General features: G+C 64.5%; 13 protein-coding genes and 1 pseudogene. 9 read left to right on the forward strand and 5 right to left on the reverse strand.

The genetic code is table 11. From position 1 onward, the window contains the following. A pseudogene (locus CR105_RS28730) lies at window positions 1-191 on the forward strand (group II intron reverse transcriptase/maturase); the annotation flags it as partial. A 93-nt stretch (window positions 192-284) separates the two neighbouring features. Here CR105_RS28730 and CR105_RS23375 read toward each other — a convergent pair. After that, window positions 285-2,183, reverse strand: a complete 1,899-nt coding sequence (locus CR105_RS23375; RefSeq protein ID WP_099792735.1) for a S9 family peptidase — start codon at window positions 2,181-2,183, stop codon at window positions 285-287. 94 nt (window positions 2,184-2,277) lie between these two features. Here CR105_RS23375 and CR105_RS23380 point away from each other — a divergent pair, with 94 nt between their 5' ends. From CR105_RS23380 to CR105_RS23390, 3 genes are read left to right on the forward strand one after another with little or no spacing between them, the layout of a single operon-like run. After that, the gene (locus CR105_RS23380) at window positions 2,278-2,973 is read left to right on the forward strand and encodes a ribonuclease HI family protein (RefSeq protein ID WP_099792737.1); all 696 of its coding nucleotides are present in this window, start codon (window positions 2,278-2,280) and stop codon (window positions 2,971-2,973) included. Further along, window positions 2,960-3,604 carry an HD domain-containing protein gene (locus CR105_RS23385; RefSeq protein WP_099792739.1) on the forward strand — a complete coding sequence of 215 codons (645 nt, stop codon included), beginning with the start codon at window positions 2,960-2,962 and terminating at the stop codon, window positions 3,602-3,604. Before CR105_RS23380 ends, CR105_RS23385 begins: the two co-directional genes overlap by 14 nt. After that, complete coding sequence (locus CR105_RS23390) at window positions 3,601-4,443, forward strand: EamA family transporter (RefSeq protein WP_099792741.1); 843 nt, start codon at window positions 3,601-3,603, stop codon at window positions 4,441-4,443. The genes CR105_RS23385 and CR105_RS23390 overlap by 4 nt, the downstream gene beginning before the upstream one ends. Before the next feature lie 63 nt (window positions 4,444-4,506). On the opposite strand, the gene CR105_RS23395 is transcribed toward CR105_RS23390, so the two are convergent. Together CR105_RS23395 and CR105_RS23400 are read right to left on the reverse strand one after the other, a co-directional pair. Further along, window positions 4,507-6,678: a TonB-dependent receptor plug domain-containing protein gene (locus tag CR105_RS23395; protein ID WP_099792743.1), complete on the reverse strand. Its 2,172-nt coding sequence runs from the start codon at window positions 6,676-6,678 to the stop codon at window positions 4,507-4,509. A gap of 110 nt (window positions 6,679-6,788) precedes the next feature. Next, window positions 6,789-7,109, reverse strand: a complete 321-nt coding sequence (locus CR105_RS23400) for a hypothetical protein (RefSeq protein WP_099792745.1) — start codon at window positions 7,107-7,109, stop codon at window positions 6,789-6,791. Window positions 7,110-7,220: 111 nt separating this feature from the next. Here CR105_RS23400 and asd point away from each other — a divergent pair, with 111 nt between their 5' ends. Then, a complete protein-coding gene (asd, locus tag CR105_RS23405) occupies window positions 7,221-8,069 on the forward strand; it encodes an archaetidylserine decarboxylase (protein WP_099792747.1) in 849 nt (282 codons plus the stop codon). Between the two features lie 164 nt (window positions 8,070-8,233). Beyond that, window positions 8,234-8,857: a PEP-CTERM sorting domain-containing protein gene (locus CR105_RS23410; protein WP_099792749.1), complete on the forward strand. Its 624-nt coding sequence runs from the start codon at window positions 8,234-8,236 to the stop codon at window positions 8,855-8,857. Window positions 8,858-8,973: 116 nt separating this feature from the next. Here CR105_RS23410 and CR105_RS23415 read toward each other — a convergent pair whose 3' ends face one another. Continuing rightward, window positions 8,974-9,885: a LysR family transcriptional regulator gene (locus CR105_RS23415; RefSeq protein ID WP_099792751.1), complete on the reverse strand. Its 912-nt coding sequence runs from the start codon at window positions 9,883-9,885 to the stop codon at window positions 8,974-8,976. Between the two features lie 114 nt (window positions 9,886-9,999). Here CR105_RS23415 and CR105_RS23420 point away from each other — a divergent pair, with 114 nt between their 5' ends. Genes CR105_RS23420 through CR105_RS23430 form a run of 3 tightly spaced genes read left to right on the forward strand, consistent with a single transcriptional unit; the run spans window position 10,000 to window position 12,063 of the window. Then, window positions 10,000-10,599 (forward strand): FMN-dependent NADH-azoreductase, encoded by a 600-nt coding sequence (locus CR105_RS23420; protein ID WP_099792753.1) that lies wholly within the window; start codon window positions 10,000-10,002, stop codon window positions 10,597-10,599. Window positions 10,600-10,646: 47 nt separating this feature from the next. Beyond that, window positions 10,647-11,519 carry a pirin family protein gene (locus CR105_RS23425; protein WP_180288290.1) on the forward strand — a complete coding sequence of 291 codons (873 nt, stop codon included), beginning with the start codon at window positions 10,647-10,649 and terminating at the stop codon, window positions 11,517-11,519. Between the two features lie 13 nt (window positions 11,520-11,532). Beyond that, complete coding sequence (locus tag CR105_RS23430) at window positions 11,533-12,063, forward strand: hypothetical protein (RefSeq protein ID WP_229414091.1); 531 nt, start codon at window positions 11,533-11,535, stop codon at window positions 12,061-12,063. Here the strand turns inward: CR105_RS23430 and CR105_RS23435 are convergent. Next, window positions 12,044-13,198 carry an acyltransferase family protein gene (locus CR105_RS23435; RefSeq protein ID WP_099792757.1) on the reverse strand — a complete coding sequence of 385 codons (1,155 nt, stop codon included), beginning with the start codon at window positions 13,196-13,198 and terminating at the stop codon, window positions 12,044-12,046. The two genes, CR105_RS23430 and CR105_RS23435, sit on opposite strands and share 20 nt — an antisense overlap. Window positions 13,199-13,279: the final 81 nt, after the last annotated feature.

Below are 13,279 nucleotides of genomic sequence, written 5' to 3' on the forward strand. Positions count from 1 at the left end.
CTATCCAGCTCAAGCATTGGAAGCGTGGGAAAACCATGTATCGGGAATTGTTGCAACTTGGTGCCACGCCGTTGGTCGCGCAACGAGTTGCAGCGAGTAGTACATGCTGGTGGCGAAACGCTGATCGACTGCTGAAAACAGTCCTCACAATCGCCTACTTTGACCGACTTGGCGTGCCCCGCCTGACTTAACCTCAACTACTCGAACCGCCCGGTGCGGACCCGCATGCCGGGTGGTGTGGCAGGGGAGCAGCTTTAATTAGCTGCCCCCTATGCCGATTGGCCCTACGGCTTCAGGTACTTGTCGAGGAAAGCCAGCATGCGCGCGCTCGCCTCGGCCTGGTTCTTCTTCTTGCTGAAGCCATGCCCTTCGTCGGCGAAGACGATGTACTCCACCGGCACATTGTTCTTCTTGACCGCGTCGACGATTTCATCGCTCTCGGGCTTGATCACGCGCGGGTCGTTGGCGCCCTGGATCACCATCAGCGGCCGGCGGATCTCCTTCGCATGGAACAGCGGCGACGTCGCCATCAGCATCGCACGGTCCGCCACCGGATCGCCAATTTCGTCGTAGAGCGCCTTGCGCTGGGTCTCCCAGTAGGCCGGAATGCTTTCGAGCGTGCGGATCCAGTTGCTGACGCCGAAAATATCGATGCCTACCTTGAACGCCTCGGGCCTGAATGCCATCGCCGACAGCACCATATAGCCGCCATAGCTGCCGCCGACGATGCCGATGCGCTGCGGGTCGATGTTACCGAGGCTGGCCAGGAAGGTCTTCGCCTCGACGCAATCCCACAGCGGCTCGCGCCCATGCTTGCGGTCGTCGGCGGTGAAGAAGGTCTTGCCGTAGCCGGAGCTGCCACGGTTGTTGATGCCGAGGACGGCGTAGCCATGATTGACCAGATACTGGATCTGCGCGCTGTAGCCACGCGTGGTCTGGCCACCCGGGCCGCCGTGCACCCACACCAGCGCGGGTACCTTGTTCGTCGGCGATGCGTTCTTCGGCCGATAGTAGATCGACGGGATGACGGTGCCGTCGAACGACGTGAAGCGCACCACTTCGGCTTCGACCAGATCGGCCGGGTCGATCTCCTTGTTCAGGCTACTGGTCAACTGCCTGGTCTGGCGGGTCTGGAAATCGTGCACGTACAGGTTGTTGGGCGAGCGGTCGCCGTTGACGTAGAACGCCATCAGCCGGCTGCTCGGCGAGAACGTCGTCTGGCGCATTTCGCCGCCGGGCAGCTTGGGCAGCGCCACGGCCTTCTCGGCGGGGCCCTCGACTACCCGCACCGCGATGCTGCCGTCCTGGTTGACGACGCTGGTACGGAAGCGCCCGTCGCGCGAATAGGAGGTGCCAAGCAGGTCCCAGTCCGCCTTTTCGCGTTCGGCGGTAGCGCCGCTGGCGATGTCGTAGGTGCGGATGGCGGCAAATTCGCCGCTCGCGTTGGTGGTGAAAAACAGGCGCCTGGACTGCGGATCGAAGGTAGCCGCGCCGTACGAAGCCGGCGTGGTGTGCGGCGTAATGTGCTTCGATTCGCCCGTCGCCAGGTTGAACAGGTAGATGTCGCTGTCGGACGTGGTGGTGGTCTTCTGCAGCGCCAGCCACTGCTCGTCGCGGCTGATGGTGGAGACATTCATGCCGCTCTCGTTCTTGTACAACATGGTGCGCGCGTAGGTCTTGGCGTCGTAGCGGTACAGGTCGAAAAAGCGCGGATCGCGTTCGTTGGTGGTGACGTAGAAGGCATTGCCGTCCGGGCGCCAGCCGGCGAATGACGCCTTGTGCTTATCGCCCGGCGTGAGGTCCTTCTCGGCGCCATCCAGCTCGCGCACGAACAGGTGGTTGTTCTCGTTGCCGCCGCTGTCGCGCGTAAACAGGATGCGGTCATCGTTGTAGAAAAAGCTGACGGCGTAGGTACTGTCGGTGGTCGATTTCGTCATCGCGACCGGCTTGCCGCCGGCGACCGGGATCGTGTACGCGTTGAAGATGCCGCTCTCGTTGCTGGAGAATAGGATCTGCTTCTCGTCCCGGCTGAACGACGCGCCGCTGATCGACGTCGTGGCCATGAACCGCTCGATGGTGTAGCGCTTGGGCGTCTTCGACACCTCCTTGACCGGCGCGGCGAACGCCGGCTGCAGCATCGCGGCGAAAGCGGACAATCGAACCAGGGTACCGATAAATCTCATAAATCCTCCAGGGACGCCCACCGATCGGGGCCAGTCGAGTGTTGCAAAGTTGTCTATCGGTGTCAAGCTTGGGCAAACCGGTTATGCTGCCGGAATGACCGATTTCGCCCGCCTGTCGACCGCCGCATTCAAAACAGAACTTGTCGCCAGCCGACTGCTGACGCGGCGCACCGGATGCTCGCCGTTAGAGGCGCTGCGCGCGACGCTGCAGGCGGCCGCCGGCACGGCGTCGCTGGCCGAACTGGTGGCGGCGCGCGAAGCGGCGAAAGCTATCGCCGCCGAGCGCGCCGATGCGCGCGATGCGCTGCGCGCGGCCGCGCTGGCGAAGCGCCAGGCGCGCCACGACGGCCAACCGACTGCGTGGCGCGCCTGGTTCGACGGCTCGGCCCATCCGAATCCGGGCGACTGCGGCATCGGCGCGCTGCTGATAGGTCCTGCCGGCGAACAGATCGAGATCTCGCGCGCGGCCGGCTACGGCAACAGCAGCGAGGCCGAGTACCGCGCGCTGGTGGCGCTGCTCGAGGCGGCCGTCGCGCACCGCGCCGAAGGCCTCACCATCTATGGCGACAGCAAGGTCGTCATCGACGACGTCACCGGTCCCGACATATCGGCCGCGGCGTCGTTGCGCCCGTGCCGGCAGGCGGCGCTGGCACTGATCGGGCAGCTTCACGGCGGCGTGACGCTGCGCTGGATCCCGCGCCACAAGAACAGCGCGGCTGACGCCCTTTCCCAGCGCGCTGGCCGCGTCCCCTCCACGAGATCCTCCGAGAACACCTTTGACCAATCCTGAATCGAACGACTGGCAGGCGACGCTGGTCGCACTGGCGAGCGACAGCGCGACCGGCGACGGCGCGCATGACATCAATCACCTGCACCGGGTCTGGCGCAACGCGCAGACGCTGCTGGCGGCGCATTCCGAGGCCGATCGACTGGTGGTGATGGCCGGCTGCTACCTGCATGACCTGGTCAACCTGCCGAAGAACCATCCGCAGCGGGCGACGGCGTCGCGCCAGTCGGCCGCATTGGCCAGCACCCAGCTGGCTGCCGCCGGCTTTCCGCCCGATCGGCTGGCCGCAGTGGCGCACGCGATCGAGGCGCACAGTTTTTCGGCAGCGATTGCGGCCGATACGATCGAAGCGAAAATCGTGCAGGATGCCGACCGCCTGGACTCCCTCGGCGCAGTTGGCCTGGCGCGCCTGTTCTACATCGCCGGCCAGATGGGCAGCGCGCTGGCGCATCCGGACGATCCGCTGGCTGCGCGGCGCACGCGCGACGACCGCGCGTTCGCGCTCGATCACATCGAGTCGAAGATCGCTGTCCTGCCAGGCAAGATGCAGACCGAAGCCGGCCGCGCCGAAGGCGAGCAGCGCCTGGAGCGGCTGCTCGAATTTCGCGCCGCCTTTGCGCGCGAGTGGGGATGAGTTCATTGGTGGTCAGCGCGGTCTTGCTCGGCGCGCTGCTGCATGCGAGCTGGAACGCGCTGGTCAAGTCGCGCAGCGACACCTTCCTGGCAACCGTGATGGTGGCAGTTGGCGCCGGCACGATGGCGGCGCTGGCGCTGCCGTTCGTGGCGGCGCCGCATGCGGCCAGCTGGGCGTACATCGGCGTGTCCACCGCGGTGCAGCTGGCGTACTACGCGCTGCTGATCGCCGCCTACCGCCACGGCGACATGAGCCACGCCTATCCGCTGATGCGCGGCAGCGCGCCGCTGATGGTTGCGCTGGTCAGCGGCCCGCTGCTCGGTGAACACCTGGGTGGCCAGCAATGGCTGGCGATCGGCTGCATCTGCGGCGGCATCCTGGCGCTGTTTTTCATCACCCGCGCGCAGCACCGGGGCGCAGAGCGCGCGACAGTTTTCGCGCTGCTGAACGCCTGCATGATCGCCGCGTTCACGCTGATCGACGGCATTGGCGTGCGCAAATCGGGCTCGCCGCTGGCCTACACGATGTGGATCTACATGCTGACGGCGATCGGCCTGCTGGCGTGGACGGCGAGGACGCGGCCCGGCGAACTGGCGGGGTATGCGCGCAAGAACGTCGGCGTCATGCTGGTGGGCGGTGCGGCCAGTCTCGGCTCGTACAGCCTGGCGGTGTGGGCGATGACGAAGGCGCCGGTAGCCACAGTGGCTGCGCTGCGCGAGACGTCGATCCTGTTCGCAGTGGCGATTGCGATGCTGGTGCTGCGCGAGAAGGTCGGCGCCAGGCGGCTGGCGGCGATCGCGCTGGTGGCGTTTGGGGCGGTGGCGATGCGGCTGGCCTAGAGCGAAGCACGCACGGCAGGGCCACACGCCACCCGGTTCGACGGAATGGGATCCCGCCTAAAACTAGAACTTCATCTCCATCGTCGCGCGCAGCACGACCGGGCCCTTGTACGAGGTGCTGCGGTTGACGGTGCCGAATTGGTCGGCGTACGTGTTCTGCGCCTCGTAACCCTGGCCGAGAATGTTCGACACCGCTACGCGCAGCTGGTTTTGCGGGCTGAACTTCCATAGTCCGTACACCTCCAGTTCGCGCCGCGCCGTCTGGTAGCTGCTCTGCGTGGTGGAGATGCGCACAGGGCCGCCGGTCTTGAAGGCGAAGCTGCCGCCCGTGGTCAGCGCGCCTAGCTTGTAGTCGACGCCGAGCGTGGCGGAAAACGGTGTCTGCGCATTGAGGCGGTTGTTCGGACCCGGCACCGCGTCGACGGACGACCAGTTGCGGCTGACGCTGGCGCGCAGGTCAAGCGCCGGCGCCGTCGCGATCAGCGACTTGAGCGGAAATTTCGCTTCCAGCTCGATGCCGCGCGTGGTGGCGCGGCCGTCGTTGACCGGCAGCTGCACCCAGCGCTCGCCGTCGAACAGCACGCCGTTGCGGGTGAAGTTGTCGATGCGGCGCATCGATGCGCTGGCCGACAGCAGCGCGCCCTCGCCCCAGTAATGCTCGTACGAGGCGTCCAAGCCGAGCGCCAGTTCGGGTTTCAGATCCGGATTGCCCTGGAAGTCAGGCTCGGTGGAGCTGTTGTTGACGCTCTTGAACCGGCGCGGAATCAGGCTCTGGGTATTCGGCGCCTTGTAGGTGCGCGTAACGGCGAAGCGCACCTGGTCCGATTTGGTGCCCGGCAGTTTGTACAGGGTCTGGAACAGCGGGCTCCACACGCTCGATGTCGTCTCGGCGGTGTCGAAGGTATTGCCGGCGGTGCGCGTGCGGATGCCTTCCCATCGCGCGCCCAGGTACACCGACCAGCGCGGCGTGATGTTCCATTCGTCCTGCGCGTACGCGGCGAAGCGGTCGACGCGCGCATCGAACAGCTCGACCGGCAGGCCGCGCTCGGCGCGCTGGTCGTCGCGGGTGCTGATGCCGCCGTCCCAGCCGACCGACAGCGCGTGGCCTTCGAACATCGGCGTCGAGAATTTACCGGTCGAGGTGACGCCGCGGTCGGTCCCTTTCGACAGCACTTCGCTGTCGAGGGTCTGCGCGCCGGCCGGGTTAAAGCCGAGGCGGCGCTGCTCGTTGCCCAGGCCTCCGACGACGCCGCCGACCTTCAGATCGAGCTTGGCGCCCGTTTCGAGTTTATGCACCCAATTGAGGTCGGTGCGGAAGAACTCATTCTCGTTCAGGTTATGGAACCAGGCGCGCGGATAGGCCGGCTGCGGCCCCACGGTGGTGAAGGTTGCGACGTTGTCGTTGCCGCGATAGCGGTTGACGTTGACGAAACTCTGCGAGGTGATGGTGTCGCCGTTCGCCAGCGTCCAGTTCAGGCGCGGCGACAGGTTGATCGCGCTGAACTGGCCGTTGTCGCGCGACTGCGAATTGCGCTGCATGACCAGGCGGCCGGCCGGATCGAAGCCCTCTTGCTCGCTCGGCGTATCCTGCTCATACTTGCGGTGAAAGACGTTGGCGGTGAACGAGTAAGACATCTGGCCGAGTTTGTCGGACAGCTGCAGGTTGGCGGTCGGATTGACGAAACCGGCGCCCTTGCCGACGCCTGCCTTGAGCTCGCGCTGGCCCTTCTTGATCGCCTTCTTGAGGATGATGTTGATGGTGCCGGCGATCGACTGCGTTGAAAATTCGGCGCTGGCAGAGCGCAGCACCTCGATCCGTTCGATGACGTCGGGCGCCAGCGAATCGAGCGAGAAGCCGGCCGGCGCAGCTTCGCCGTTGAGCAGTATCTGGGTGTAGCCGGCGCCAAGGCCGCGCATGCGCACTTCGCCGCCGCCGCGCGCCGAGCCGCCGCTGACGGTGATGCCGGGCAGGCGCTTGAGGACATCGACGACGCTGGTGTCGCCGTACTTGACGATTTCGTCGTGGTTGACGACGATCTTGCTGGCGGTGTCGTCACGGCGCGGATTGTACGCTTCGGTGGACCCGCGCACCTCGACCTGCTGCATTTTTTCGTCGGCCGGCTTGGCCGGCTTTTCGGCTGGCGCCGATGCTGCCTGCTGGGCGTGGGCGGACATCGCGGCGGACAAGGCGGCGGCGATAACGGCCAGGCGGAGATGATGCTGGCGTGAAGACATGGAGACAAGGCGGTTAATTGCAGAGGCCGCTATTGTCCGCGATTCCACCTGGCCTGAGTTGGCCAAGAGTAACTATTTTTGGTATGTATGTTCGGTCGCCGCAACAGCGTCTACTGACGTGGCGCCGGGTAAGGCGGCAACTGGATAACAATTGGCGGCTGAGTTGAGGGAATAAGCTGCGGTGCCGGCGGAGCTTTAGGCGGCGTCGCGTAGTTGAGCACAAACGTGATTATCGTTATTGCAGCCGCCCCCAGCACGAGGGCAGTCCCGACCACCCATTTGGTCATGGACGCGAATTCCCTGTGCATTTCAGTGCGCAGGTCAGCGAGGTCGCTCTTCGTCGCCGACAGGTCCAGGCGCGACTCGATCCGCGCAAAGCGCTCCCTTGCCTCAGCGGCGAATTCTTCGAACTGGGATGGACCGGCTTCCATTCACCAAGCTTAGCTCGCGCTGGTGCCACCCGCAAGCGACGCGCGGCGGAAAACCCTGACGAGGCGCAGTACGCGTTTATAATCAACAATCGTCCAAGTAAGAGGCTCACCGTGTCCGACCGCATTAAAGTATTGCCGCAGTATTTGCTGCCGAAGCAGGCCCTGACCACCTTCGCCGGCCGCATCGCCGGCGCCAAGGGCGGCGTCTGGACGACCAACCTGATTCGCTGGTTCGTCGAAAAGTACCAGGTCAACATGGACGAAGCGGTCAACCCGGATATCGCCAGCTACACCAGCTTCAACGAGTTTTTCACGCGGCCGTTAAAGCCTGACGTGCGCCCGCTTGCGCAGGCCGATTTCATCTGCCCGGTCGACGGCGCCATCAGCCAGTTCGGCGAGATCGACGACCACCAAATCTTCCAGGCCAAGGGACACAAGTTCAGCACCGCGGAACTGGTCGGCGGCGACACCAGCTTGGCGGCGCACTTCCAGCACGGCAGCTTCGCCAACCTGTATCTGAGCCCGAAGGACTACCACCGCCTGCACATGCCGTGCGACGGCCGGCTGACGCGGATGATCTACGTGCCCGGCGCGCTGTTCTCGGTGAACCCGACCACCGCGCGCGGCATTCCGGGCCTGTTCGCCCGCAACGAGCGCGTGGTTTGCGTGTTCGAGTCGCCCGAGCATGGACCGTTCGTGTTGACGCTGGTCGGCGCGACCATTGTCGGCAGCATGGAAACGGTGTGGCACGGCGTCGTGAACCCGCAGCGCCTCGGCAAAGTGACCGAGTTCGATTACAGCGACAAGGACATCGTGCTGAAAAAAGGCGAGGAGATGGGGCGCTTCCTGCTCGGCTCGACCATCGTCATGCTGTTCAAGCAGGGGACGATCAATTTCAACCAGGCGTGGGTGCCGGAGCGCGGCATTCGCCTGGGCGAGATGATGGGCAACCGGCCCTAGCAGCGGCGCGTTGTCGATTTATCTTACAGATGGGTCGACAATCGCATCTTCGCGGCGCGTAAGTTGTGACACATAACAATTTCATCTCTAGGTCCTGTTCTTGCTTAAGTATTAACTCGGTCTCCAAGAACCGCTAACCATACTTCCCTGAATGGACACTTCACATGAATAACCTCATTAAAGCGGGCGTGCTCGCCGCGTCATTAGCGCTGGCAGCCGCCGCGCATGCAACGCCGCTATACAGCGCGGCAGTGTTTGGTCCCGGCGATGCCCAGATTACCTTTGATGAGGTTGCGATGGGGGCCAACGAAGTCGTCGCAAATCAGTTCGCCGCCTACGGCCTGACCTTCGGCCCAGGATTGCGTAGCGGGGTGAAATTTGCGGACCCGGCCAATTTTTCCGGGCAGTTCCTGGCAAGCGCGGGCCTTCTAGAGCCCTACAGCATTTTCTTCAACAATACGGTTGACGCTGCCGGCGCTTACTGGGAATTTGACCCCAACACCATTACCACCGTTGCAGCGTATTACCAGGGCGCCCTGGTCGAATCCTATCTATACGCCAATTCGGATTGCTGCAATACGACGGCATTCCTGGGTTTCCAAGGCATCGCTTTCGATGAGATCCGCATGAGCAACCTCGTTGATGGCACCAGCCTTATCATGGATAACCTTCACTTCAGCGAGGCAGACGTCGTCGGCGATGTGCCCGAGCCGTTCAGTGCAGCCTTGCTCGGCATCGGCGCGCTCGGTCTCGGCGTGGCACGCCGTCGTCAGCATCGGGCGGCGTAAGGCCTTGCCCAGAAAGCTGGGGTCAGGTCTGACATTCGGACACGGCCCCGGCTTTAACAGCGTCCACACAGACGAGTTCGTGTCCGAATGTCAGACCTGACCCCAGCGTTTGACGGCTAGAGGCGCTTGCTGGCCTCCTCGCAGCACATCACTTCCATCATGTCGAGGAAGGCGCGGGTCTTGGCCGGCATCAGGCGCCGGCCGGGGAACACCGCCCATCCCGTCACGATCGGCAGGTCCCACTCTGGCAGCACCCGCACCAGTTCCCCCTTTTCCACAAACGGCGTGGCGAACAAATCGGAGCTGGCCGCGATGCCGGCGCCGTTGCAGGCGACGCGCGCCAGCAGGTCCGGCGAATTGGCGGTAAGGCGCGCCGGAAGGTCACGCGACCACTGAGTTTTGCCGCGCGTGAGCACCCACGGAAGGGAGCCGCCATTGCGGCTCAGGAGGCACAGCAGATCGTGCTTGAGCAGATCGTCGGGCGTCTCGGGCAGTCCGCGCAAGGCGATATATGACGGCGACGCATACAGGCCCAATTTTTCCAGCGCCACCCGGCGCGCCGCCAGCGACGAATCGTCCGGCAGGTCGCCCATGCGGATGGCGACGTCGAAGTTCTCGGCCACCAGGTCGACCCGGCGCGGCGACAGATCAAGTTCGAGCGTGATGGCCGGATAGCGCTTGAGGAACTCGGTCATCACGCGCGTCAGTCCCAGATTGGCAAAGTCGGACGGCATCGACACGCGCAGCTTGCCGCTCGGCTCCTGCTGGCGATGCTGCACCAGGGCGCCGGCCGCCTCCACTTCATCGACCACCTTGCGCGCATGTTCGAGCAAGCCTTCGCCAAACTCGGTGAGCACCAGCTTGCGCGTGGTTCGCTGCAGCAGCCGCTCGCCGAGCTTGGCTTCCAGCAGCGCGATGCGGCGCGACACAGTCGACTTTGGCAGGTCAACGCGCTGCGCGGCCTTGCTGAAGCTGCCGCTTTCGACGATACGCGCAAACAGCAGCAAATCATTCGGTTCCAGATCCATCGATTATCCCATCAGAAGAACAATGTTATCCATTCTAGCGCCTTCCGGACTGTTTTTGGAACTGTTAAAGTGATCTTCATCGCAGTTCAACCAGACAACACGAAGGAGCTCCACATGAACATTTTGCAAATTAATTCCAGCGCCAAGGTCACCGGTTCCGAATCGAACCGCCTGAACGACAAGATCGTCGCCGGCCTGGTCGCCGACAATGCGGGCGCCGTCGTCGTTGTGCGCGACCTGGGTGCGCAGCCGCACCCGATGATCGACCAGTCAGCCCTGGGCGCGCTGTTCACGCCGGCCGACCAGCGCACTGCCGAGCAGGCCGCGCGCGTCGCCCTCGACGACGCCCTGATCGCCCAGGCGCAGGCAGCGGACGTGATCGTGATTGGCGCGCCGATGTACAACTTCGGCATCAGCGTGCAGCTGAAAAGCTGGTTCGACGCGATCGCCCGCGCCAACGTCACGTTCCGCTACACCGCAACCGGGCCTGAAGGCCTGCTGAAGAACAAGAAGGTTTACGTGACGCTGCCACGCGGCGGCATCCACCGCAACGGCGCCAGCGATTCGCAGGTGCCGCACCTGACGACGTTCCTCGGCTTTCTCGGCCTGACCGACGTCACGTTCGTGTACTCGGAAGGCCTGGGCCTGGGCCCCGAAGCAGTAGCGAAGGCACAGGCACAAGCCGACGCCGACATCGAAGCAGCACTGGCGTAAGCACAGGCGGCGGCGCCTGAACCAGGAAAATCAACCAGGAGAACATGATGACAAAGCAGTTGACAGCAGCAAGGGTAGAAACGGCGCGCAGCGTCGAGCGCCTGGTCAATGGCCAGTTCGTGATGGACGGCGCCGGCGTGAAGATCAACCGCGTGCTGACGCAGACGCTGCAGCGGCGGCTCGATCCGTTCCTGATGCTCGACGCGTTCGGCAGCGAGAAGCCGGGCGACTACATCGCCGGCTTTCCCGAGCATCCGCACCGCGGATTCGAGACTATCTCGTACATGATCACGGGCAGCATGCGGCACAAGGACAGCGCCGGCCACGAAGGCCTGATCACCAACGGCGGCGTGCAGTGGATGACGGCGGGACGCGGCGTGATCCACTCCGAAATGCCGGAGCAGAGCGAAGGCCTGATGGAAGGCTTTCAGCTATGGCTTAACCTGCCGGCCAAGGACAAGATGAGCGCGCTATGGTACCGCGACATTCCGAACCAGGAGATTCCGCGCTTTAGTACCGACAGCGGCGCCACGGTGCAGGTGATCGCGGGGCGCAGCCACGGTGTCGAAGGCGCGGTGCAGCGCGACGGCACCGAGCCGTATTATCTCGACATCGAGCTGGCGGCCGGCGCCACCTTCGAGCAGCAGCTGCCGCCGGGGCACAACGCGTTCCTGTACGTGTTTCGCGGTGAAGTGACGGTCGAAGGCAAGGGCGTGGCGAACACGCGGCTGGCGATCCTGACGAATCCTCCCGGCGCGGAAGGTGTGCGGATCAAGGCGGCCGAAGCGAGCCGGGTGCTGCTGATCGCCGGACGTCCGCTGGGCGAGCCGATCGCGCAGTACGGGCCGTTCGTGATGAACACCGAGGACGAGCTGCGCCAGGCGGTCGAGGATTTCCGGGCCGGGACGTTCGGCGCCTAGATACGCGGCGTGAATGGGTCTGACCCCACAGGGTCAGACCACGGAGACGCCCGGACGCGCCGCCGCGCATTCGGCTACACTACGCACCATGCTGATCCCCACCCTCCTCCAGGCGCTTGCCTACGTCAGCCGCGTATGCGGATTCGACACCGTCGACTCGTTCCCGCCGGGGCACCAGTACGCGCGCACGCGCTGGAACCGCGCCTACTTCGACATCGCGTCGGACGTCAAGCCGGAGCAGATCGAACGCTCGCTGTGCGAGTCGATCACCAATACGCCCTTGATTTTTTCCCACATCACCCATCCGACGCCGCGCATGCAGCGCGCGCTGCTGGCGGTGATCGAAATGCGCATGCGCCGCTCGTGCGGCAGCCCGACCGACCTGGTCGCGCTGCTGATGAACGCCTACCGCAGCCCGCATACGCCTGACGCCATGCCGAACCTGCGCAAGGTGATCGAGGACAGCGGCTACGACACCAACGCGGTGCTGGGATTTCTGGGCGCGATGCCGTCGGCGTTCGACGTCATCGAGGCTGCGCACTAAGCGCGGCCGGCGCGCGCAGGTTGGACGGCAGGTAACGGTCGCGCAGCATCATGAACGGCGTCTCGACCAGCCGGAACAGCACCCATCCCGACAGCACCGACACTACCATCGACACGCCGATCGCCACCGCCGAATCGGCGTCGAACCCGCGCGCGGCGAGCGGTTCGGCAAGCAGGATGCAGGCCTGCTTGTGGGTCAGGTAGATCGCGTACGACCACAACGCCAGCTTGCCGGCGCCGGGAATGCCGGTGCGGCGCAGTACGCCGTCGCCGAGCGCCGCCACGATCAGCAGCGCAAAGCCGAGCGCCAGCATTGGATAGCCAAACACCGTCATCGCAAAACCGTAGTGATCGGCCAAGAACAGGTAGAACGTCAACGCGGTGAGCGCGACGCCGGCGGCAAGCGCGGCGTGCGCGTGCGCAGTGAGGCGCTGCCACAGGTTGGCGTGATAGTTCTTCAGCAGCGCGAGCGCGACGCCGGCCACCAGTTCGTCGAGCCGGCACAGCGACGAGTAGTAGATGTACTTGTAGTAGGAATTGAGCGGTCGCGCGGCGCCGTCGACCAGCTCCTGCCACAGCACGCCGCGCACCAGCATGCCGGCCACGATGATGAAGGCGATGGCGCCCCACGACCAGCGCAGCGCGCCGCCGCGTTGTCCACCGACCGCGGCAATGATCAGCGCGCAGGCCGGCAGCAGCAGGTAGAACTGCTCTTCGATGCAGAGCGACCAGGCGTGCGAAAACGCGCTGCCCGGCTCCAGGTTGATGTTTTGGGTGAAAGTAAGAAACTCCCAGACCGGCAGCAAGGGCTGGCCGGCTCGAAAGCCCGGCCACAGGTAGTACAGCGCCAGCACGGCGTAGAAATTGGGCAGCGTGCGCAGCAGGCGGCGCGCGTAGAAGCGGCCCAGCGACAAGCCTTGCGGGGTGCGCATCGCGGCGAAGATCTGGTTGCCGATCAGGTAGCCCGACAGCGCGAAAAACAGGTCGACGCCGACCCAGCCGATCTTGCCGACCCAGCCGAAGGTGTCGTCGGAGCCGACGAACAGCGTGTAATGGTGCAGCACCACGAAGCTGACCGCGAGAGCGCGCAGGGTGTCGAGGCCGTGCACCCGCGGGGAAGGTCGAAGATCGGTCATGCGCGGCCGGGCAAGTGGGAAGCGCAAATCATGCCATGCAGTTTCCGCACGCGCCAGTGTTTCCCGATAAAATGTCGACAG

This window comes from Massilia eurypsychrophila, from assembly GCF_002760655.1.
Lineage (GTDB): Bacteria > Pseudomonadota > Gammaproteobacteria > Burkholderiales > Burkholderiaceae_D > JAFCUW01.